Source organism: Achromobacter sp. ACRQX, from assembly GCF_022346505.1.
Lineage (GTDB): Bacteria > Pseudomonadota > Gammaproteobacteria > Burkholderiales > Burkholderiaceae_B > Achromobacter > Achromobacter animicus.
Genome location: NZ_JAKRML010000025.1, coordinates 41,274 through 63,009, shown reverse-complemented (window position 1 = coordinate 63,009; position 21,736 = coordinate 41,274). Strand labels below are relative to the sequence as shown.

At 67.6% G+C, this 21,736-nt stretch carries 16 protein-coding genes; 5 read left to right on the top strand and 11 right to left on the bottom strand.

Annotated elements, in window-relative coordinates:
- Positions 1-2 precede the first annotated feature (2 nt).
- A complete protein-coding gene (uvrA, locus tag MHZ91_RS20450) occupies positions 3-5,798 on the bottom strand; it encodes an excinuclease ABC subunit UvrA (protein ID WP_239215416.1) in 5,796 nt (1,931 codons plus the stop codon).
- A 228-nt stretch (positions 5,799-6,026) separates the two neighbouring features.
- Here uvrA and MHZ91_RS20445 point away from each other — a divergent pair, with 228 nt between their 5' ends.
- The 4 genes from MHZ91_RS20445 to MHZ91_RS28295 all read left to right on the top strand — a co-directional run bounded on the left by MHZ91_RS20445 (position 6,027) and on the right by MHZ91_RS28295 (position 8,795).
- On the top strand, positions 6,027-6,812 hold the full coding sequence (locus tag MHZ91_RS20445; RefSeq protein WP_239215415.1) for an IclR family transcriptional regulator: 786 nt from the start codon (positions 6,027-6,029) through the stop codon (positions 6,810-6,812).
- 22 nt (positions 6,813-6,834) lie between these two features.
- A complete protein-coding gene (locus MHZ91_RS20440) occupies positions 6,835-7,485 on the top strand; it encodes a bifunctional 4-hydroxy-2-oxoglutarate aldolase/2-dehydro-3-deoxy-phosphogluconate aldolase (RefSeq protein WP_239215414.1) in 651 nt (216 codons plus the stop codon).
- Positions 7,478-8,410: a sugar kinase gene (locus tag MHZ91_RS20435; RefSeq protein ID WP_239215413.1), complete on the top strand. Its 933-nt coding sequence runs from the start codon at positions 7,478-7,480 to the stop codon at positions 8,408-8,410. The genes MHZ91_RS20440 and MHZ91_RS20435 overlap by 8 nt, the downstream gene beginning before the upstream one ends.
- 256 nt (positions 8,411-8,666) lie before the next feature.
- A complete protein-coding gene (locus tag MHZ91_RS28295; protein ID WP_006226408.1) occupies positions 8,667-8,795 on the top strand; it encodes a hypothetical protein in 129 nt (42 codons plus the stop codon).
- An 84-nt stretch (positions 8,796-8,879) separates the two neighbouring features.
- Here MHZ91_RS28295 and MHZ91_RS20430 read toward each other — a convergent pair whose 3' ends face one another.
- Complete coding sequence (locus MHZ91_RS20430; protein ID WP_175123229.1) at positions 8,880-9,845, bottom strand: LysR family transcriptional regulator; 966 nt, start codon at positions 9,843-9,845, stop codon at positions 8,880-8,882.
- 222 nt (positions 9,846-10,067) lie between these two features.
- On the opposite strand from MHZ91_RS20430, the gene MHZ91_RS20425 reads away from it, so the two are divergent.
- Complete coding sequence (locus tag MHZ91_RS20425; protein WP_175123228.1) at positions 10,068-11,003, top strand: glycosyltransferase family A protein; 936 nt, start codon at positions 10,068-10,070, stop codon at positions 11,001-11,003.
- A gap of 27 nt (positions 11,004-11,030) precedes the next feature.
- On the opposite strand, the gene MHZ91_RS20420 is transcribed toward MHZ91_RS20425, so the two are convergent.
- From MHZ91_RS20420 to MHZ91_RS20380, 9 genes are all read right to left on the bottom strand, one after another.
- Entirely contained in the window at positions 11,031-11,768 is a 738-nt protein-coding gene (locus MHZ91_RS20420; protein WP_175138827.1) for an ABC transporter ATP-binding protein, read from the bottom strand.
- On the bottom strand, positions 11,765-13,561 hold the full coding sequence (locus MHZ91_RS20415; protein ID WP_175184094.1) for an ATP-binding cassette domain-containing protein: 1,797 nt from the start codon (positions 13,559-13,561) through the stop codon (positions 11,765-11,767). The genes MHZ91_RS20420 and MHZ91_RS20415 overlap by 4 nt, the downstream gene beginning before the upstream one ends.
- Complete coding sequence (locus tag MHZ91_RS20410) at positions 13,558-14,598, bottom strand: branched-chain amino acid ABC transporter permease (RefSeq protein WP_175184095.1); 1,041 nt, start codon at positions 14,596-14,598, stop codon at positions 13,558-13,560. Before MHZ91_RS20410 ends, MHZ91_RS20415 begins: the two co-directional genes overlap by 4 nt.
- Before the next feature lie 165 nt (positions 14,599-14,763).
- Positions 14,764-15,915 (bottom strand): ABC transporter substrate-binding protein, encoded by a 1,152-nt coding sequence (locus MHZ91_RS20405; RefSeq protein WP_239215412.1) that lies wholly within the window; start codon positions 15,913-15,915, stop codon positions 14,764-14,766.
- Positions 15,916-16,081: 166 nt separating this feature from the next.
- Positions 16,082-16,810: an SDR family NAD(P)-dependent oxidoreductase gene (locus MHZ91_RS20400; RefSeq protein ID WP_175184097.1), complete on the bottom strand. Its 729-nt coding sequence runs from the start codon at positions 16,808-16,810 to the stop codon at positions 16,082-16,084.
- Positions 16,811-16,847: 37 nt separating this feature from the next.
- Positions 16,848-17,633, bottom strand: coding sequence for a cyclase family protein (locus MHZ91_RS20395; protein WP_152383539.1), 786 nt, complete (start codon positions 17,631-17,633; stop codon positions 16,848-16,850).
- Between the two features lie 49 nt (positions 17,634-17,682).
- Complete coding sequence (locus tag MHZ91_RS20390; RefSeq protein ID WP_239215411.1) at positions 17,683-18,930, bottom strand: SDR family NAD(P)-dependent oxidoreductase; 1,248 nt, start codon at positions 18,928-18,930, stop codon at positions 17,683-17,685.
- Complete coding sequence (locus tag MHZ91_RS20385; RefSeq protein ID WP_175138821.1) at positions 18,927-20,096, bottom strand: thiolase family protein; 1,170 nt, start codon at positions 20,094-20,096, stop codon at positions 18,927-18,929. The genes MHZ91_RS20390 and MHZ91_RS20385 overlap by 4 nt, the downstream gene beginning before the upstream one ends.
- The gene (locus tag MHZ91_RS20380; protein WP_239215409.1) at positions 20,093-21,733 is read right to left on the bottom strand and encodes an AMP-binding protein; all 1,641 of its coding nucleotides are present in this window, start codon (positions 21,731-21,733) and stop codon (positions 20,093-20,095) included. The genes MHZ91_RS20385 and MHZ91_RS20380 overlap by 4 nt, the downstream gene beginning before the upstream one ends.
- Between the last annotated feature and the right edge of the window lie 3 nt (positions 21,734-21,736).

Sequence of the window (21,736 nt, the reverse complement as noted above, 5' to 3'; positions counted from 1 at the left end):
CGTTACCGCTGTTGTTGCGCAAGGAACTCCGTCAGGACCCGGCCGGTGTGGGAATGATCGGCCAGCGTCATCACGTGCTCGGGCGAGCCTTCGCCCACGAGTTGCCCGCCGCCCGTGCCGCCTTCGGGGCCCAGGTCCAGCAGCCAGTCGGCTTCGGCGATGACGTCCAGGTTGTGTTCGATCACCACCACCGTGTTGCCCGCCTCGACCAGGCGGTGCAGCACGTGGATCAGCTTTTCGACGTCGGCCATCGACAGCCCCACCGTGGGCTCGTCCAGCACGTACAGCGTGTGCGGGATGCGCGAGGCGCGGCCGGTCTTGATCAGGCCGTCGGTCAGGCGGGCCTTGGACAGCTCGGTCACCAGCTTGATGCGCTGCGCCTCGCCGCCCGACAGCGTGGGCGACGGCTGGCCCAGCGTCAGGTATCCCAGCCCCACGTCCTGCATCAATTGCAGCGGACGGTGGATCTTGGGATGGGCGGCGAAGTAGCCGATGGCGTCGTCCACTTCCATGGACAGCAGCTCGCCGGCGTTCTTGCCGCGCATCTGCACGCTGAGCGTGTCGTTGTTGAAGCGCGCGCCGTTGCAGGCGTCGCACGGCACCTTCACGTCGGGCAGGAAGTTCATCTCGATGGTGCGCATGCCCTGGCCTTCGCAGATCGGGCAGCGGCCATCGCCGGTATTGAACGAGAAGCGCGCCGCGGTCCAGCCGCGCATGCGGGCCTCGCGGGTGTCGGCGAACTGTTTGCGCACGTCGTCCCAGAAGCCCACGTAGGTGGCCGGGCACGAGCGCGGCGTCTTGCCGATGGGCGTCTGGTCCACTTCGAGCACGCGGTCGATGGCTTCCCAGCCCGTGATGCTTTCGCAGCCCGCCCAGCCCGGCGCCTTGCCTTGCGAGACCGCCTGCGTCAGGTTGTCCAGCAGCACTTCGCGCGCCAAGGTCGATTTGCCGGAGCCGGACACCCCGGTCACCACGCTCAGGCGGCCCACCGGAATGCGCGCATCGACGCTGCGCAGATTGTGCAGGCGCGCGCCGCGGATCTCGATCATGGGCGTGTCGGCCTCGACGGGACGGCGGCCTTGCAGCGGATGCGCAAGCGGTGTCTTCAGGTAGCGGCCGGTCACGGATTCGGGCGCGTCGATCACGTCCTGCACCGTGCCTTGCGCCACCACGCGGCCGCCGCGGATGCCCGCGCCCGGCCCGATGTCGATGACGTGCGAGGCGCGGCGGATGGTGTCGTCGTCGTGCTCGACCACCACCAGCGTGTTGCCGTTGCCTTCCAGCCGCGCCAGCGCGTCCAGCAGGATGCGGTTGTCGCGCGGGTGCAGGCCGATGGTGGGTTCGTCCAGCACGTAGCAGACGCCCTGCAGGTTGGAGCCCAGTTGCGCGGCCAGCCGGATGCGCTGCGCCTCGCCGCCGGACAGCGTGGGCGCGGCGCGGTCCAGCGCCAGGTAGTTCAGGCCCACTTCCTGCATGAAGTTCAGGCGGCCGCGGATCTCGGCCAGGATGTCGCGGGCGATCTCGCCTTCGCGGCCGCGCGCCACCAGTCCGGTAAAGAAGGTGTGTGCGTCCGACACCGGCAGCGACGCCAGTTCGGCAATCGACTTGTCGCGCCAGCGCACGGCGCGCGCCACGCGGTTCAGCCGCTGGCCATCGCATTGCGTGCAGGTCTTGGCCTCGCCTTCGTACCACGCGTTCCAGGCGGTTTCCTCGCCGGTCTGCTCTTCGTCAAAGCCCTGCAATTGCAGGCCCGTGCCGTAGCAGCCCGTGCACCAGCCATGCTTGGAGTTGTACGAGAACAGGCGCGGATCGGGTTCGGGGAAGCTGGTGCCGCAGGACGGGCACGCGCGCTTGACCGAGAAATGCTGCTGCTGCAGTTCGCTGTTCAGCGCCTCGTGAAGCTTGTTGACGGGCCACACGACCGACATCACGCCCTGGCCGTTTTCCAGCGCGCTCTTGACGGCGGCGCGCAGGTCGGCCTCGTTGGCCGGGTCCACCACCACGTCTGCCACCGGCAGTTCGATGGTGTGTTCCTTGTAGCGGTCCAGGCGCGGCCACGGCGCCACGGGAATGAATTCGCCGTCAACGCGCAGATGGGAATGGCCCTTGGAGCCCGCCCACTTGGCCAGATCCGTGTAATAGCCCTTGCGTGCGGTGACCAGCGGGGCGAGCAGGCCGATGTGCTCGCCCTTGTGCTCGCGCAACAGGCGCGCCACGATCTGGTCGGTGTTCTGGGGTTCAACCGCGACATTGCAGTCCGGGCAGTATTGCGTGCCCAGTTTCACGTACAGCAACCGCAGGAAGTGATGGATTTCCGTCATCGTGGCCACGGTGGACTTGCGGCCGCCGCGGCTGGTGCGCTGTTCTATCGCCACGGTGGGCGGGATGCCGAAGATGGCATCCACGTCCGGCTTGCCGGCCGGCTGCACGATGGCGCGCGCGTAGGCGTTCAGCGATTCCAGATAACGGCGCTGGCCCTCGTTGAACAGGATGTCGAAGGCCAGCGTGGACTTGCCCGAGCCCGACACGCCCGTGATGACGGTGAACTTGTCGTGGGGGATTTCGACGCTGATGTTCTTCAGGTTGTGTTCGCGCGCGTTGCGGATCTCGATGGCCATGCTGCCCTGGCGGCGTTCACGCACCAGGGATTGCAGGGGCGTGCCCACGCCGGCGCCGTACTCGGCTTGCGGCTCGGCGATGCGCGCGGTCAGGCCGGCCTGTTCGGCCTCCTGCGCGTCGGCATCGCTGCTGACGATGACGTCGGCCTTGCCGCCCGCGACGGTATCGACGGGCAGGATGCTGACTTCATAGTCGCGCAGGGCGGCGCCCGTATGCGACTTGGGGTTGTCCATCAGGTCCTGCGGCGTGCCCGTGCCGAGCACCAGGCCGCCGGCGTCGCCGCCTTCGGGACCCAGGTCGATCAGCCAATCCGCGGCGCGGATCACGTCCAGGTTGTGTTCGATGACCAGCAGCGTGTGGCCGGCGGCCAGCAGCTTGCGGAATGCGCGCATCAGGCGCGCGACGTCGTCGAAGTGCAGGCCGGTGGTGGGTTCGTCGAACAGGAACAGGCTGCCCTTCTTGGCGACCTTGGCGGTGGAGATGCCGCTGCGCGCAGCCTCGGCCAGGTGGCCAGCCAGTTTCAGGCGCTGCGCCTCGCCGCCCGACAGGGTCGGCACCGGTTGCCCCAGCCGCACGTATTCCAGGCCCACGTCGGCCAGCGGCGCAAGACCGGTCTGCACGTCGCGCAGCCCCTTGAAGAAGTCCAGCGCCTCGCTGACCGTCATTTCCAGCACCTCGTCGATCGAGGCGCTCTTGCCCAAATGTTCGACGCGCACTTCCAGCACTTCGGGGCGGAATCGCTTGCCGTCGCAATCGGGGCAGCGCAGGTACACGTCGGACAGGAACTGCATTTCGACGTGTTCGAAGCCGGTGCCGCCGCAGGTCGGGCAGCGGCCGTCGCCGCCGTTGAAGCTGAATGTGCCCGCCGTGTAGGCGCGCTCACGCGCCAGCGGGGCCTGGGCAAACAGCTTGCGGATCGCGTCGAACGCGCCGACGTAGCTGGCTGGGTTGGAGCGCGCGGTCTTGCCGATGGGGGTCTGGTCCACCATGACGACGTCGGCGATCTGCTCGGCGCCGAGCAGGCGGTCGAAGGCGCCCGGCGCTTCCGACGGCTTGCCCTTCTGCTTGAGCAGCGCGGGGTAGAGCACATCCTGCACCAGCGTGGATTTGCCCGAACCGGACACGCCCGTCACGCAGACCAGGCGGCCCAGCGGCAGCTCGACAGAGACGTTCTTCAGGTTGTGCGCATTGACGCCTTCCAGCAGCAGGCGCGGCGTGTTGGCAGCCACCGGCATCGGACGCGGCGCTTCCACGCGCAGTCGGCCGCCGAGATAATCGCCGGTCAGCGAGGGCGCGGCGCGCAGTTGGTCGGGCGTGCCGTCGAAGACGATGCGGCCGCCCCGCTCGCCGGGACCGGGGCCGATGTCGATGATGCGGTCCGCGGCCACCATGACCTGCGGATCGTGCTCCACGACCACCAGCGTGTTGCCGGCGTTGCGCAGGCGGTGCATGACTTCGACGACGCGGTGCATGTCGCGCGGGTGCAGGCCGATGGAGGGCTCGTCCAGCACGAACAGCGTGTTCACCAGCGAGGTGCCCAGCGCGGTGGTCAGGTTGATCCGCTGGACCTCGCCGCCCGACAGCGTGCGGCTCTGGCGGTCCAGCGTCAGGTAGCCCAGGCCCACGTCGCACAGGAATTTCAGGCGCGCGCGCACTTCGGTCATCAGCAGGTCGGTGGCGGCGTCCAGCGCGCCCGAGAACGACAGCGTGTCGAAGAATTTACGCACCCGCTCGATCGGCAGCAGCATCACGTCGTGCAGCGACAGGCCGTCCAGGCCGTTGAGCTGCTCGCGGCTCCAGGTGGTGCCGACCGGCATGAAGCGCTTGTAGCGGCCGTCTTCGGGCGGCAGCACGGCGTCGGCTTCATCCTTGTTGCCCAGGCGCCAGAGCAGGGCGTCGGGCTTCAGTCGCGCGCCGTTGCAGCTGGGGCAGGGCGTGTAGCTGCGGTACTTGGACAGCAGCACGCGCACGTGCATCTTGTACGACTTGGTTTCCAGCCAGTCGAAGAAGCGCTGCACGCCGTACCACTGATGCTTCCAGGCGTCGTTGCCGCCCTTCCAGTCGGGCGTGCCGTACAGCACCCAGCGCTTGTGCTCGTCGCTCATGTCCTTCCAGGGCACGCCCAGCGGCACGCCCGCGCGCGGGGCGTACTTCTGCAGGTCGTCCTGGCATTCCTTGTAGGACGGCGTGGTCCACGGCTTGATGGCGCCTTCGAGCAGGGTCTTTTTCTCGTCGGGGATGACCAGGCCGAAGTCGATGCCGATCACGCGGCCGAAGCCGCGGCAGGCCTCGCAGGCGCCCAGCGGCGAATTGAACGAGAAGCTGCTGGGCAGCGGGTCGGTGTACTCGATGTCGCAATCGGCGCAGTGCAGCCGGTCGCTGTACTTCCAGATGTGCGCGTTGCCGCCGTCGGCGTCCATGACGTAGACGGCGATGTGGCCGGCGCCCATGCGCAGCGCCGTGTCCAGCGCTTCCATGATGCGTTCGCGCTCGGTGCCGGCGAAGCGGAAGCGATCCTGGATGACGTGCAGGATGCGGCGTTCTTCGGTGGCGCCCTTGGCGGTCTTCGTGGCCTTGGCCTTCTTGGCGCCCTTGGCTGGCGCGGCGGCGCGGGGCACGGCGGTTTCCTCGGCGTGCACGCGGGTGTAGCCCTGCTGCTCAAGGAAGCCGCGCACTTCGTCTTCGGTGAAGTTGGCCGGCACGGCGATCGGGAAGGTCACGACCAGGCGCGGGTCGCCCGCGGTCGCAGCGCGCTCGGCCAGCGAGTGATAGACGGATTCCGGCGTGTCGCGCCGCACCAGCTTGCCGCAGCCGCGGCAATAGAGCTTGGCGCCACGCGCGAACAGCAGTTTCAGGTGATCGTTCAGTTCGGTCATCGTGCCGACCGTGCTGCGCGAGCTGCGCACCGGATTGGTCTGGTCAATGGCGATGGCGGGCAGAATGCCCTCGATGCGGTCCACCTGCGGCTTGTCCATGCGGTCCAGGAACTGGCGCGCATAGGGCGAGAAGGTTTCCACGTAGCGCCGTTGGCCCTCGGCGTAAAGGGTGTCGAAGGCCAGCGAACTTTTACCGGACCCCGACACCCCGGTGACGACGACCAGTTCGCCGGTGGCGATAGACAGATCCAGGTTCTTGAGATTGTTCTGGCGGGCGCCAACGATGCGGATATGGGAGCTCATGGACGGTATCGTAGCCTGACGAAGGGAGCATGCCGGCGCGGCGATCCATCGCTGGTTCCGGGCGCGTCGATATGGAATAATTGACTATATTGTGAGGCGCATGTCCATATTGTGGACAAATGCTGCCTCGGTAGCTGTACAAATAAACAGTATCGCAGATTCGTCTGATATTCGCGCTTGCCGCGTTGCGGATCTGGCCTGGGCTATCGCATGTATTTGGGGACATGAGTGCAGGAATCCAAGGTCGCGGGCGCGGCAGCGTTCGGAAAGTTCATGGCGGTGCTGCAGGCGGTGGCCGATGCGCCGCAGCCGCCGTCGGCCGCCATGCTTGCCCGAGACTGCGGATATCCCCGTCCTACCGTCTACCGCATCCTGGCGGCGCTGGCCGAACAGGGGATGGTCACAGAATCCAGCGGCGCGTATCGCCTGGGGCCGCGCCTGATGTCGCTCGCCAGCAAGGCATGGTCCCAGTTCGATCTGCGCGCCGCGCTGGCGCCCGAACTGCAGGCGCTGCGCGACCAGACTGGCGAAACCGTCCATCTGGCCGTGCCCGCGGGCCACGAGATGATCTACATCGACAAACTGGAAAGCCCCGGCCCCGTGCGCATGGTGTCGCGCGTGGGGGCGTCCGTCGCGCTGCATTCCAGTGCCGTCGGCAAGGCCTATCTGGCCGCGCTGGACGAGCCCGCGCGCGAGCGCCTGCTGCACGCGCTGCCGATGCCGGCCCGGTTGCCCGCCACGCTGACCAGTCTGCCTGCGCTGCGCGAGGCGCTGGGCGTGGCGGCTCAGCGAGGCTACGCTGTCGACAACGAGGAAAACGAACCCGGCATCGTCTGCTACGGCGTCGCGCTGTGCGACGGGGCAGGGCGTCCCGTCGCGGGCGTCAGCGTCAGCACGCTGCTGTTCCGCCGCCGCGGCGATCCGCAGTCCGCCTATATCGAACCCTTGCTGCGGCTGCGTGATGCCGCCGCGGCCAAACTCGCCGTCCTGCCGGTAACGTCCGGCGGCGCCTGATCGTCAGCCCCAGAGGAAATCCATGACCGCAACCGCTGCTCCCACCGCCTCCAAGCTTGCCGCCCTGTTGGCCGCCCGCGTCGTGCCCGTCCTGCGCTACACCGACGCGGCCGCCGCGGCCTATGCCGCCGAAGTCGCGGTGTCGGCCGGCTGCTCCACGCTGGAACTGACCTGGACCATTCCGAACGTCACAGATCTGGTGCGCGCGCTGCGCGACAAGCACGGCGCCAGCCTGCTGCTGGGCGTGGGCACCGTGCTGGACGAGTCGCAGGCGCGCGAGGCGCTGGTGGCGGGCGCGGACTTCCTGGTGTCGCCCGCGCTGGCGCACGAGATCGTGGACATGGCCCACGCCGCCGACGCGCTGTGCATGCTGGGCGCGTTCACCCCGAGCGAAGTCCTGGCCGCGCGCCGCGCCGGCGTGGACGTGGTGAAGGTGTTCCCGGCGGACACCGGCGGCCCCAAGCACCTGGCCGCGCTGAAGTCGGTGTACCCGGACACGATCTTCTGCCCCACGGGCGGCATCACGCAGGAAAACATGGGCACGTACTTCGCGGCCGGCGCCGGCCTGGTCGGCATCGGCAGCAACCTCTACGACAAGGCCGCCTTCGCGTCGCGCGACACCGCCGCGCTGGTGGCGCAGATCACCCGGACCCGCGAGGCCGCTCATGGCTGACTTCGACATCGTCGCGCTGGGCGAGCCGCTGGTCGAGCTGAACCAGACGCATGAAGGCCAACGGCAATACCTGCAGGGTTTCGGCGGCGACACCTCCAACGCGGTGATCGCAGCCGCCCGCCAGGGCGCGCGCTGCGCATACCTGACCCGGGTCGGCAATGACGCCTTCGGCAAGCAGTTTCTGGACCTGTGGCAGAACGAGGGCGTCGACACGTCCGGCGTAGAGGTCGACGATGACGCGCACACCGGCCTGTACTTCGTGCAGCACGGACCTGACGGCCATGCTTTCATCTATCTGCGGCGCGGCTCGGCCGCCAGCCTGATGACGCCGGCCAGTCTGGACGCGGGCCTGATCGAACGAACGCGTTTCCTGCACGTGTCGGGCATCAGCATGGCCATCAGCACTACCGCCTGCGACACGGTCTTCGCCGCCATCGAGCGCGCGCATGCCGCTGGCGCGCAGGTCAGCCTGGATTCCAATCTGCGGTTGCGCCTGTGGCCCGTGGACCGCGCCCGCGCCATCCTGCGCGAAGCCATGCGCACGGCGGACGTGTTCCTGCCCAGCATGGACGACTTGCAGCACCTGACCGGCAACGACGACCCGGAGCGCACGCTGGACTGGATCCGCGACGGCGGCGCGCCGGGCGTGGTGGTGCTGAAGCTGGGCAAGGACGGTTCCATCATCGACGACGGCCGCAGCCGCACGGTGATGCCGGCGCTGCGCGTGCAAGCGGTGGACGCGACCGGCGCGGGCGACTGCTTTGCCGGCAGCCTGCTGGCGCGGCGTTGCCAGGGCGATGCCTGGGAAGACGCCGTGCGTTATGCCAATGCGGCGGCGGCGCTGTCCACGCTGGGCTACGGCGCGGTCGATCCGCTGCCGCGGGCGGAGCAGGTGTGGGAACGGCTGAAGGAAACGTCGGGCTGAGCGCGGCAGGGCGGCGGTGCAGCGGGCTGAGACGGACCGCGATCCAGCCATATTGCGCCGCGCCTTGGCGTATCCGCCGCCGATTTGTCCCTGGTTGTCTCAGGCGGTGCGTAAGCCCCGGTTGGCACCCTTGAAATCCGCCCATTGGCGTCCGATTTGGATTTCAGGCTAAAATGCCAAGTTATCCGAATTTTTTCCGCCAGTCCGGTTTCCGGTTGTGCGGGCCACTTTCCGCAAATTCAACAGGAGAATCAACATGGCTGAACGCAAACGCGTGCGTCGTAACACCCTGGAACGCCGTTGCCTGGGCAAGGCTTTCAAGCGCTTGTTCGTCAAGTCGCCCAAGGGCGTGTTCAAGATGCTGGAAAAGATCAAGCGCGTCTAAATGATGCGTTCGGCCGGCAGGTCTCGGACCTGCTTGGCCTGATCAAAGAAAAACCGCAAGGCGCGAGCCCTGCGGTTTTTTTCGTCAGGCCTGCGGGGCCCCGAGCTTGGGCCGGATGAAATCCATGAACGCGCGGGTCTTGGCCGGCTGGATGCTGGAAGGGAAAACCACATAGATCGAGATCGGATCCACCGACCAGCCCGGCAACACGCGCCGCAGCGAGTTGCGCTGGATGATCGGTTCCAGCGCCAGGCAATGCGGCATGCGCGTGATGGCCAGGTCCAGGCCGGCCAGCGTGCCCGCGATGCTCATGTTGTTGGCGGCCAGATGTCCGTGCACGGCCACGCGCTGCGAAATCGCGCCGTTATTCAGCGTCCAGTACGAATGGGCTTCGTCGATGGTCGTGCGCAGGCACTGGTGCTGCGACAGATCGGCCGGCGTCTGCGGCTCGCCATGACGCGCAATATAGCTGTCGGACGCGTACAGATGCGTTTCCAGCGAAACCAGCTCGTGCACCACGGCGCCCTCGATGGCGCGATGCGGCGTGCCGTTGCCATTGCCGTTGTCGGCGGAGGCGCCCGGATAGTCGGCTTCGCGGCCGAACCGCAGCACGATGTCGAACGGCGTGCCCTGTGCGTCGGAGGCCGTCATCATGCTCAGGTCAAATTCGCATTCCACTTCGGGATAGCGATCGGTGAAATCGCTGATGGTCTCGGGCAGCAGCCAGATGGCCAGGCTGTACGGCATGGAGACGCGCAGATTGCCCGACGGACCGCCCGACAATGACAGCAGTTGCTCGTGCGCCAGCCGGGCTTCGTCGATGAGGCCCTGGCACCGGCGCATGTAGGCCGCGCCCGCGTCGGTCAGATCCAGCCGACGCGTGTTGCGGTTGATGAGCCGCAGCCCGATCGCGCGTTCCAGTTCGTTGATCCGGCGCGACAGCGTCGACGTCGGCATGTCCAGCGCGCGCGCGGCCTGGCTGAAGCTCTTGCGCTTGGCAACCTCCACGAACAAGGCGATGTCATTGAGCTGGACGGTCGAGGCTTCCATAGGCGTTCCGAATTGGGCCGCCCGAGTTTACGCCACGATGCCCTGCGGCCAATGCCCCGCGCAGCGCACGGCATCAAAAAAAACCGCACGGTTTGTCAGATTTGATTGCAAATTCCAAAGCCGTGGAATCGGTTCCCCGAGGCATATCCCCTACACTTCAGGCGAAATCATAAGAACCAAGACCGCAGCGGTTTCTGGAAGATCGCAAGGGGCACAGCAGGCATGACCGATACGCCGATTTTTTTCACCGTTCTGACGCCGACCTACAACCGGGCAGGAACCCTGCACCGCGTCTACGAATCGCTCTGCCAGCAGACTTTCCGGGATTTTGAATGGGTGGTGGTGGACGACGGCTCCACCGACAACACGCACGAGTCCATCCTGCATTGGCAATCGCTGGCGGATTTTCCGATCCGCTATGTCTGGCAGAACAATCAGCACAAGAAGACCGCCTTCAATCGTGGCGTGCGCGAGGCGCGCGGCCAGATGATCGTGGGCCTGGATAGCGACGACGAAATGCCGCCGGACGCGCTGGCCATTTTCCATGAGGCCTGGAACGCAATTCCGCCCGCACGCCGCGACTCGTATTTCGCCATTACCGGGCTGTGCGCGCGGCCCGACGGCACCATCGTCGGCGACCGTTATCCGCAGGACGTGTTCGACAGCACCGCCGTCGACGTGTATTTCCGCTACCGCATCAAGGGCGAGAAATTCGGCTGTATGCGCACGGATATCCTGCGCAAATACCCGTTTCCCGAGGACGTGGCGGGCTTCGTGCCCGAAAGCCTGGTGTGGTGGGCGGTGGCGCGTGCGGGCTATCTCAGCCGCTTCATCAACCGCGTAGTGCGCACCTATCACGACACGCCCGGTGGCCTGAGCCAGGGCGCGGTGTCCGTCAGCAACAACGCCCAGGGCTTGTACCTGCTGGCCTGGGACATGTTGCAGCATCACCTGGAATTCTTCCGCTACCGCCCGCGCGAATTCATGATGGCGGCGGCGCGCTACACGCGTTTTCGCCTGCACCTGAAGCATTCCGGCGTGCCGACGGCCGTGCAGGCCTACCGGCTGACCCATCCGGTCGCGACGTTTCTCGTGGCCGTCATGTACCCGCTGGGGTATGCGCTGTACCGCCGCGATCGGCGTCGCGGCGTGGCCTGACCCAGCCGGCCGACCCGGCAGCCTGCGTCACGCAGGCGCGCCGTGCCCCAGTCCCAGATAGACCTCCACGACGCGCGGATCCTGCGCCACCTCGGCCGCCGGACCTTCCAGCGTCACCGTTCCGGTTTCCAGCACATAGGCGTAATCGGCCACCTGCAGCGCGGCGCGCGCGTTCTGTTCGATCAAGAGGATGGACACGCCCATCTCGCGCAGCCGCGCGACGATGCGGAACACTTCGCGCACGATGCGCGGCGCCAGCCCCAGGCTGGGTTCGTCCAGCATCAGCAGGCGGGGTTTGGCCATCAGCGCGCGGCCGACGGCCAGCATCTGGCGCTCGCCGCCGGATAGCGTGCCGGCCAATTGCGCGCGCCGTTCTTGCAGCCGGGGAAACAGTTCAAAGACCTCGGCCAGCGTCTGGTCCTGGTCGCGCAGGCCACGGCGATAGCGGTCGAAGGCGCCTAGCATGAGGTTGTCCTCGACCGTCATTTCCGCGAAAAGCTCGCGTTTTTCGGGCACCAGGTTCATGCCCGCGGCGACCATCTCCTCGATCTCGGCGTGCTCCTGCGCCTTACCGCCGAAGGTGATGCCGCCCTGCGATGGCAGCACGCCCATGATGGCCGACAGCAGCGTGGTCTTGCCCGCGCCGTTGGGACCGATCACGGTCACGATCTGGCCTTCGCCCACTTCCAGGCTGACGCCGGAGACCGCCTCGACCTTGTCGTAGGCCACGCGCAGGTCGCGCACTTGCAGCAGTTTCGCGCTCATTCTTCCACTCCGCCCAGATACGCTTCAAGCACCGCGGGATTCTGCTGGATCTCGGACGGCAGGCCTTCGGCGATCTTTTCGCCGAAGTCCATGACGACCACGCGATCCACCAGCCCCATCACGAAATCCATGTCGTGTTCGACAAGCAGGATGGCCATGCCCTCGGCGCGCAGGCGCTTGAGCAGCTCGGCCAGCTCGCATTTCTCTTGATAGCGCAGGCCGGCCGCGGGTTCGTCCAGCAGCAGGATGCACGGGTCGGACGCCAGCGCGCGCGCGATCTCCAGGATGCGCTGCTGGCCCAGCGCCAGCGAGCCCGCCTCGTCATGCAGATGCTTGCCCAGCCCCACGCGCTCGACCTGGCGCGCGGCTTCGGCCAGCAGGCGCGCCTCTTCGGGCCGGTCCAGCCGCCAGGCGGCCGGCAGCACGCCGCGATGCCCGCGCAGGTGCGCGCCGATGGCCACGTTCTCCAGCACGCTCATGCGGCCCAACAGGCGCACGTGCTGGAACGTGCGCGACAGGCCCAGGCGCGCAATCTTGCGCGCACCCACGCCGGCCACCGGCTGGCCCAGCAGCGTCACCTGTCCCGACGTCGGCGTGTCCACGCCCGAGATCTGGTTGAACATCGTGCTCTTGCCCGCGCCATTCGGGCCGATCAGCGCCAGCACTTCGCCCGCGCGGATCTCCAGGTTCATGGCGTTGTTGGCCACCAGGCCGCCGAACTTGCGCGTCACGTCCACGGCTTTCAGCACCACCTCGCCGCGCGGCGGCATGGTGCGCCGGGGCAGCGGTTCGGCCGTCATGTCGACATGGCGCGGCTTGCGCTTGACGGGCACCCAGCGCGTCAGCACCGGCCACAGGCCGCTGCGGGCGCGGTGCAGCAGCAGCACCATGCCGAAGCCGAAGACGATCACTTCGAAGTTGCCGGTCTGGCCCAGCACCTTGGGCAGCAGGTCCTGCAGCCATTGCTTGAGCACCGTGAAGACGCCCGCGCCGACCAGCGCGCCCCACACCTGTCCGGCGCCGCCGATGACGGTCATGAACAGGTATTCGATGCCCATCTGCAGGCCGAAGGGGTTGGGGTTCACGAAGCGCTGCATGTGCGCGTACAGCCACCCCGACGCGCAGGCCTGCAGCGCCGCGATGACGAAGATCACCATGCGCGAGCGCGCCGTGTCCACGCCCATCGATTCGGCCATTACGCGCCCGCCCTTGAGCGCGCGGATGGCGCGGCCTTCGCGCGAGTCCAGCAGGTTCTGCGTAGACCACACGGCGACCAGCAGGAAAGCCCAGATCAGGTAGTAGATGTTGCCGCCCTGGTTGAGCGTCCAGCCGAACAGGCTGATGGCCGGAATGTCCGGGATGCCGGTGTGGCCGCCCAGCCCTTCGACCGAGCCGAAGACGAAGTACAGCGACAGCCCCCAGGCGATGGTGCCCAGCGGCAGGAAGTGGCCGGACAGCTTCAGCGTGATCGCGCCCAACAGGTAGGCCAGCGCCAGCGTCAGCGCCAGGCCGGCCAGCAGCGTGAGCCAGGGCGATGCGCCCAGCCAGCCGAGCCACGACGGCAGCGTGTCCGCGCGGGTGGTGAGCAGCGCCGTCGTGTAGGCTCCCACGCCCACGAAGGCAGCCTGGCCGAAGCTGGTCAGGCCGCCGACGCCGGTCAGCAGCACCAGGCCCAGCGCGACCAGCGCATACAGGCCGATGTAGTTCAGCAGAGTCACGTAAAACGGCGGCAGCACCAGTGGGCCGAGCGCCAGCAGGGCCAGGAAGGCGAAGAGGATGTGGCGCGGGGTCATTCGTCTTCTTCCTCGACGTGATGGCTGTTGAGTGAACGCCAGAGCAGCACGGGGATGATCAGCGTGAACACGATGATTTCCTTGTAGGCGCTGGCCCAGAACGACGAGAAGGCTTCGATCAGCCCGACCAGCACGGCGCCCGCCGCGGCGAGCGGATAGCTCACCAGCCCGCCGATGATGGCGCCCACAAAGCCTTTCAGGCTGACCATGAAGCCCGAATCGAAATACATGGTGGTGATGGGCGCGATCAGGATGCCCGACACGGTGCCGATCAACGCGGCCAGAAAGAACGTGGCCTTGCCCGCGAACACGGGCGAGATGCCCATCAGGCGCGCGCCGATGCGGTTGAACGCCGCGGCGCGCAGCGCCTTGCCGTACATCGAGCGTTCAAAGAACTGGTACAGCACGACGATCAGCACCACTGACACCGCCACCACCCACAGCGCCTGGCTGTTCACGTTGACCGGGCCGAGCGTCATGCTGGCGTCGCTGAACGGCGCGGTGCGCGCGCCTTCCGCGCCGAACGCCAGCAGGCCCAGGCCGACCAGCGCCAGGTGGACCGCGATCGAGACGATCAGCAGCACCAGCGTCGAGGCCGACGCGATCGGCTGGTAGAACAGGCGATAAAGCTGCGGACCCATCGGCACCAGCAACAGCAGCGTCAGCAGCGCCTGCACCGCCATCGGCAGTTGTGCGAGCGGCAGGCGGTACAGCAGCAGCGCCAGCGCCAGCGGATAGATCACCTTGGCGGCCATGCGCCAGTGGGTGCGGCCGCGCGCGGGGCGCTTGCGGCGCGCCATCAGATCGGCGATGACCTCGGCCAGCGCGAACGCGAGCAGCAGCCACACCAGCAGGATGGGCTTGCCGGCCTGCATGGCGGCCATGGTGAGCGCGCCAAAGGCGACGAACTCGCCCTGCGGGATGAACAGGACGCGGGTGACGGTGAAGACGAGCAGGATGGACAACGCCAGGAGCGCGTAGATGGCGCCATTGGTGATGCCGTCCTGCCCGAGTATCAAGGCAATCTGAGCATTCATGCGAAATTCCAAAAAGCGGATGTCCCCCCCGAAGCGCTGCGCGCTTCCCCCCAGGGGGCATGCCTGCGGACCGGCGGAGCCCGGATCCGCGGCATCCCGATGGGACGCGCAGAGCCTGCTTTCTGGCGACGCCCGCAGCGCATGTGAGCGAGGGGGGAGATCCTTTTACTTGACTAGCGTCCAGTTGCCGTCCTTGACGGTGATGAGCTCGCGGCCGCGTTCGTCAAAGCCGCTGTGGTCGGCGGCGCTCATGTTGTAGACGCCTTGCGTGCCCACCAGCTCCTTGGTCTGTTCCAGCGCGTCGCGCAGGGCGCTGCGGAACTCCTTGGTGCCCGGCTTGCCGGCCTTCTCGGCGATCGGCACGGCCTTTTCCAGCAGCAGGCCGGCGTCATAGACGTTGGCGCCGAAGGTGGCGGGCTTGGAGCCGTTCAGCTTTTCGTAGGCGGCGATGTACTCGGTGGCCACCTTCTTGGACGGGTTGCTGTCCGGCATTTCCGGCAGCACCAGCATCAGGCTGGCGGCCAGCACCGTGCCTTCAACCTTCTTGCCGCCCAGCTTCAGGAAGTCGGGCAGCGCGGCGCCGTGGGTCTGGTAGAACTTGCCCTTGTAGCCCTGATCGAACAGCGTCGTCTGCGGCAGCACGCTGGCAGCGCCAGGGGCGGCGACCAGCACGGCGTCGGGCTTGGCGGCCAGGATCTTCAGCGCCTGGCCGGTGACCGAGCTGTCAAAGCGCAGGTAGCGTTCGTTGGCGGCGATCTTGATGCCCTTTTCCGCGGCCAGGCCCGAGAACACCTTGTACCAATTCTCGCCATAGGGATCGTTCAGGCCGATGAAGCCGACCGTCTTGATGCCGGTCTTGGCCATGTGGTCCACCAGCGCGCGCGCGATGATGTCGTCGTTCTGCGTGGTCTTGAACACCCACTTCTTCTGGTCGTTCATCGGCAACACCACCGCGGCGGTGCCCACCGGCGCCAGCATCGGCACGCCGGCCTCGGCCGCGAACTGGATCACGCCCATGGCGTTGGGCGAGCCCGACGGCCCGATCAGCGCATCCACGTTCTGCTCCGAGATCAGCTTCTTGAAGGCCGTGACCGAGTTCGTGGAATCGCTGGCGTCGTCCAGCGAGATGTATTCCACGGTCAGGTCGCCGATCTTCTTGGGCAGCAGCGGCACCGTGTTCTTCTGCGGAATCCCGACCAGCGCGGTGGGGCCGGTGGACGAGGTGACCACGCCGACCTTGACTTGCGCCAGGGCGGGCAGGGCGAACAGGGCGGCGACGGCGGCGGCAGCGGCCAGGGGGAGTTTCTTCGACAGCATGGCAAAACCTCCGGGGTAGGGAGCAGAGTGGGAGTGCGGCTGGAAAGCGGAGAAAACGGGAACTGCGGGAATACTTGTTGCTTAAACTTTCTTACGTTCAAGGATCAGCACTGTAGACCCGGGTCCCGGTGCTTACCTATCCGTCAAAACCCGAAGCGCGGGGCGGTCAGATGGTGATGGAGCTGACGCTGGCGCCGCCGCAGACGAACAGCGTCTGGCCGGTGACGAAGCTGTTGGCGGGATCCGCGAAGAACATCACGGCGCGCGCCACGTCGTCCGAGCGGCCCAGGCGCTTGACCGGAATGCCCTCGGCAAGCTGGCGTTCGCGTTCGCTGCCGGCCTCGATCACCTCGTAGAACATGTCGGTCTGGATCGGGCCGGGCGCCACCACGTTGACGGTGATGCCGTATGGCGCCAGTTCCAGCGACCAGGTGCGGGCCATGCCCACCATGCCGGCCTTGGTGGCCGAATAGGCGGTGCGCGTGGGCAGGCCCAGCGCGCCGCGCGACGACATCATCACGATGCGGCCGAACCTGCGTTCCTGCATGCCCGGCAGGGCGGCCTGCACCAGGCTGATGGCGGCGCCCAGATGGATCTGCGTCAGACCATGCAGCTCTTCCTGCGTGACCTGCGGCAGCAGATTCGGCCAGATCACGCCGGCGTTGTGGATAACGTGGCTGATCGGGAATTGGGCGGCGGCTTCGGCACCCGCCTGCGCGGTCGCGGTGGCGTCCAGCAGGTCGACCTGCACGTTGTGCAGGCGCGGATGCGAGAAGTCCGCGGCGCGGCGCGCCATCGAGATCACCTCGTAGCCCGCATCCAGCATGCTGCGGCAGATTTCCGCCCCGATGCCGGCGCTGCCGCCGGTCACGATGGCCACATGGGTTTGCGTCATGGTTCCCCCTTGATTTATTGGTATGGTCCGGCCGCGATCAGGCCGTGGGCGCCAGCGCCAGCACGCGCAGCGGACTGCCCGAGCCGCTGCGGATCTTGAGCGGCGCCGAGAAGATCACCGCGCCGGTGGCCGGCAGCTGGTCCAGGTTGGTCAGGCACTGCAGGCCGTAGCGGTTGTTGCCGTGCATGTAGTAGTGGCAGGGGTAGGGCGGATCCAGGTGCTGGGCTTGTCCCGCATCCGTGCCTACCGACTCGGTGCCGAACCCGTGCACGTCGCGCTCCTTGATGAGCCAGGGCACGACCTCGGCATCCGGGCCGGGCGAATGCGCGCCGTCGGCCTGCATGTTCAGGTAGTCGGCGGGCTTGGCGCGCTTGGACCAGTCGGTGCGCATCAGCACCCACGACCTTGCGGGGATGCGGCCGTGCTGTTCTTCCCATTTCTTGACGAAGTCGATGGTCAGCAAAAAGTCCGGATTGCCGGCCGCTTCGGCGGAACAGTCGATCACGCAGGCGCTGGCGATGAAGGCGTCGATGGGAATCGTGTCCACCGTGTTGTCCGGCTGGTCCTTGCCCGTGACCCAGTGCGCGGGGGCGTCGAAGTGCGTGCCGGTGTGTTCCGAGCACGAGAAGTTGTTCCAGTACCAGGCCGGCCCGCGCTCGTCGTAGCGCGAGATTTCCTCGATCCGGAACGGCCACGCCTGGCCGAACTCCGGCGGCAGCACGATGGTGGGAAACTCCGGCGTCAGCGTCTCGGTCAGGTCCACCAGGCGAATGCGGCCGGAGACCAGCTCGGTCATGAATTGGGCAAGAATGGGTTGACTCACGGTGCTCTCCTGTTGGTGCTTGTTGGGGGACGACGCGCGGGGCAGGCGGTCAGCCGCCCGCGCCCAGCTCCCGTTCCAGTCCCTTCGGGTTCTCGGCCAGCCGCGCGCGGAATTCCTGCGCAACGTCGCCCACGTACACGTCTTCGATACCGTCCTTCAACGCGCGCACAATCGCGGCGGCGATCGCAGCCGGCGCCACGCGCGGCGGCGGCGTACGTTGCTCCCATTCGTGATCGACCGGGCCGGGAAACACGTTCACCACCCGCACGCCCGCGCCACGCATTTCGGCGCGCAGGCATTGCGCCAGCGATAGCGCGGCGGCCTTGGACGCGGACCACATGCCGCGCGATGGCAAGTTCATGTGCGCGTAGATTGACAGTACGTTGACCCACGCGGCGGCGTTGTTCACGCCGTCGGCGGCGCGGCCGCACAGCGCGGGGCCGAAGCTCTGCGCCAGCCGCATCAGGCCCAGTACGTTGACGTCCATCGCGTCGCGCGCGGTGTTCACGTCCTTGCGGCTAAGCAGTCCGCCTTCGCGCTCCAGGTCCGCCGTGTTCACCAGGATCTCGACTTTGCCGCCAATCGACGCGGCCACACGCTCGACGGAATCGGTGTCGGTCACGTCCAGCGTCACCGCCTGCACGCGCGGATCGGCCTCCAGCGCGTCAAACGCGGCGTCACGCTTCCACGCCTGCGGATCGCCCAGAAAGATCATCGGACTGCCCGCGTCCAGCAGCGCGCGCGCCACGGCCTGACCGACGGCCGACTTGCCGTCGGTGACCAGCACGCGGCGGAATTTCGGATCGCACGAGGTCTCGCGAAGTGTCTTGTCGTCTTCCATGTTCGGCGTATTCCTTTCGGGCAGGGCAATCATCACGGCCTGGCCGCTGCGGTCCAGTTTCAACGCGAGGCGTACGCGGCCGCCGTCGGCGCAGTCCTGGTGGACGTGCGCCACGACGGACGGACCGGCGTCCATCCGCACCGTGCCCACGCGCCAGGGCAGGCGTTCGCGGAAATACAGGTCGTTGCTGTGATGGAGCGTGGTGCTGACCAGCAGCACGCCGATCGGATCGGCGGGCCGCCACGGCAGGTGTTCCGACAGGCAATGGCCGCAGACTTCGCGCGGCGGGTACTGCACCGTGCCGCACTCGGCGCAGGTCTGCAGATCGAAGCGCCCTTCGGCGGCGGCAGCGGTCAGCCCCAGCGCGCTGCGGCTGCGCGAGCCCGGCGGCAGCGTGGGCTGCCGGGTGCGCGCGACGGGATTCTTGCGAGGCGGCTTGGCCAGCGGCTCGGTCATGCGTCGCTCCTTGCCAGAATCGCCGCGGCCGTGCACAGCCCGCGGTCGTAATTGATCATGCCGAAGCCGCTCACCATGCCCAGCTTCGCATCGCTGACCTGCGTGCCGCCGGCCGTGCCGGTCAACTGGCGCAGCGCCTCGACCATGCCCAGATAGCCGCCGGCTGCGCCGGCCTGGCCGACCGACAACTGGCCGCCATTGGTGTTGAACGGAAAGCTGCCGTCCACGGTAAAGGTGTTGTCCCGCACGAATTGCGGCGCGGCGCCTTTTTTGCAGAAGCCCAGGTCTTCCATCTGCATCAGGTTGATGACGGGATAGTCGTCGTAGGCCTGCAGGAAATCCATGTCGGCCGGCGCGGCGTTGGCCTGCCCGTACAACTCGTCCACGTCCATGGTCCAGCCGCCCCGCGTCTGGATCGGATCGTCGATCCAGGCGTTGTGGCGCTCGATGGTCGACAGGATGCGCGCGTAAGGCAGCTTCAGCGCGCGGGCGCGGTCCTCGCTCATGACCAGGAATGCGTCGGCCCCGGCGCACGGCATGACGCAATCGAACAGGTGGATCGGCTCGGTGATGACGCGCGCGCCCAGATACTGCGCCAGCGTCAGCGGCTTTTTCATCAGCGCGTGCGGATAGCGCAGGGCGTTGTCGCGCTGGGCCACGCAGAGCTTGCCGAAGTCTTCGCGCGTGGCGCCCGTCTCGCGCATGTAGTTGGCGGTCAGCAGGGCAAAGCTGGCGTTCGGGCCGCCCGCGCCGTACGGGTAGACGGCGTCCTGCGCAAAGCGCGAGAACTGGCTGACCGTGTTGCGGAACGAGTCCACGTGGTTCGTGTCGCCGGCCAGGCAAGCCACGATGTTGGCGTCGCCCGCCTGCACGGCGCGCGCCGCACGGCGCAGCGCGGCCACGCCGCTCGCGCCGCCCATCGGAATGTGATCGAGCCAGCGCGGCGTCATGCCCAGGTGCTGGACCAGACCGACCGCGGTGTCGGGCGCGAGCGTGAAGCTGGACACGCACAGGCCATCGACGTCGGTCTTGGCCAACCCGGACTGCCGGATCAGCGCGCCCAGCGCGCGGCCCAGCCACCAGTGCGCGGCGTGCGTGGAATAGCGTTCGTACGGAATCGTGACGGGCAGGGCCGCCACCACGCCGTCGTAGCCCAGGCGGCTCATCGGTGGGCCCCTTCGGCCGGACGCTTCTTCAGATGGCAGGTGTCCACGCAGCGCGCCGTGCCCGGCAAGCCGGGCGCCAGCGCCTTCATCTCGCCGCGCTGGATCTTGTTGGTGGTGGTGAGCGGCAGGCTGTCCACGAACGCGACATAGCCGGGCGCCTTGTAGTAGGCCAGCTGCGACAGCGACCATTGCACGATGCTGCGCGCGGCCTCGGCCATCGCATCCGCGTCGGCGGGTGCGGACTCGGGCACCACGCACGCCAGCACTTCGTCGCCGCGCACCGGATCCGGCACGGCGGCCACCGCCACGGCCTTGACCAGCGGATGCTGCATCAGCACGCTTTCCACTTCCACGGCCGAGATGTTCTCGCCGCTGCGGCGGATCACGTTCTTCTTGCGGTCCACGAAGCGCAGCGCGCCGTCGGCCTCGCGGCGCACGATGTCGCCGGTGTGGAACCAGCCGCCTTCCCAGGCTTCGTCGGTGGCGGCCTTGTCCTTCAGGTAGCCGGCAAAGAAGCCATAGCGCGGATCTTCCCCTGCGTGGCGCACCAGCAGTTCGCCGGGTTCGCCGATGGCGGCCGGTTCGCCCGCGTCGGTCACGATGCGCACCTCCACGTCAGCTTCCTCGCTGCCGAAGCTGCTGGTGCCGACGTGGCGCGGTTCCTGATTGGCGATGATGACGGCGCCCGCGCCGGTCTCGGTCATGGCCCAGGCTTCCAGCAGCGGAAAGCCGAAGCGCGCCTCGAAGGGCGCATGCAGCTTGCGGTCCACGCCCGCGCCGAAGCCGAAGCGGATGGCCGGCTGCAGATCCTGCGGGGTGGGCTCGGCCTTCATCAGAATGGCGGGCATGACGCCCAGATAGTGCAGTACGGTGGCGCGCGATTCGCGCACGCTGTCCCACCACGAGCGCGGGTGGAAGCGGTCCAGCGGAATCAGGCAGCCGCCCGTCAGCACCATCGCCATCGCCGAATACGCCATGGCGTTCATGTGCACCAGCGGCAGCGGCGTCAGCATGCGTTCCTGTCCCGGCCGCAACGCGGCAAGCCCGCCAATGCGTGCGTACCAGCCGCCCGCGTGCAGGAAATAGCGGTTGGGCAGGATGCAGCCTTTCGGCCGGCCGGTCGTGCCGGACGTGTAGAGCAGCGCGCACTCGGTCAGTTCCGACAGCGCTGTGCCTTGCAATGGCGCCGGGAACGGCGCGGCGGGCGGCGCATCGTCCGGCCCCATCACGCGCAGCTCGCGGCCCGCGCGTTGCGCGGCGGCCAGCAGGTCCGCGTGGCGCCCAGGCAGGGCGACCGCCAGCGCGATCTCGGAGTGGCCAGCCAGGTACTCCAGTTCGGCGGCGCGCAGGTCCGGGTTGATCGGCACGACCGACACCCCCAGCGCGTTCAGCGCGAACCAGTGCAGGAAGAAGGCGGGCCGGTTCTCCAGCAGTAGGCCCGCGCGGTGTCCATGGCCGTAGCCCGCGGCGGCATATGCGGCGCGCAGCGTCTCAATGGCGTCGGCCGCTGCGGCGTAGGTCAGTTCCCCCGCAGCGATGCCATAGGCCGCGGCGGTTTCGGGCAGGATGCACAGGAACGGCTGGCCGCCGTGGCGGGAGGCGGTGTTGGCAAATGCCTGGTGGACGGTGGCGGTCACGGT

Bases quoted from the DNA above. Each gene is read 5' to 3' on its own strand.
- MHZ91_RS20440 (WP_239215414.1), top strand. From the start codon at position 6,835: ATGACCGCAACCGCTGCTCCCACCGCCTCCAAGCTTGCCGCCCTGTTG.
- MHZ91_RS20410 (WP_175184095.1), bottom strand. From the start codon at position 14,598: ATGAATGCTCAGATTGCCTTGATACTCGGGCAGGACGGCATCACCAAT.
- MHZ91_RS20415 (WP_175184094.1), bottom strand. From the start codon at position 13,561: ATGACCCCGCGCCACATCCTCTTCGCCTTCCTGGCCCTGCTGGCGCTC.
- uvrA (WP_239215416.1), bottom strand. From the start codon at position 5,798: ATGAGCTCCCATATCCGCATCGTTGGCGCCCGCCAGAACAATCTCAAG.
- MHZ91_RS20385 (WP_175138821.1), bottom strand. From the start codon at position 20,096: ATGAGCCGCCTGGGCTACGACGGCGTGGTGGCGGCCCTGCCCGTCACG.
- MHZ91_RS20405 (WP_239215412.1), bottom strand. From the start codon at position 15,915: ATGCTGTCGAAGAAACTCCCCCTGGCCGCTGCCGCCGCCGTCGCCGCC.
- MHZ91_RS20430 (WP_175123229.1), bottom strand. From the start codon at position 9,845: ATGGAAGCCTCGACCGTCCAGCTCAATGACATCGCCTTGTTCGTGGAG.
- MHZ91_RS28295 (WP_006226408.1), top strand. From the start codon at position 8,667: ATGGCTGAACGCAAACGCGTGCGTCGTAACACCCTGGAACGCCGTTGC.
- MHZ91_RS20425 (WP_175123228.1), top strand. From the start codon at position 10,068: ATGACCGATACGCCGATTTTTTTCACCGTTCTGACGCCGACCTACAAC.
- MHZ91_RS20390 (WP_239215411.1), bottom strand. From the start codon at position 18,930: ATGACCGAGCCGCTGGCCAAGCCGCCTCGCAAGAATCCCGTCGCGCGC.
- MHZ91_RS20420 (WP_175138827.1), bottom strand. From the start codon at position 11,768: ATGAGCGCGAAACTGCTGCAAGTGCGCGACCTGCGCGTGGCCTACGAC.
- MHZ91_RS20435 (WP_239215413.1), top strand. From the start codon at position 7,478: ATGGCTGACTTCGACATCGTCGCGCTGGGCGAGCCGCTGGTCGAGCTG.
- MHZ91_RS20400 (WP_175184097.1), bottom strand. From the start codon at position 16,810: ATGACGCAAACCCATGTGGCCATCGTGACCGGCGGCAGCGCCGGCATC.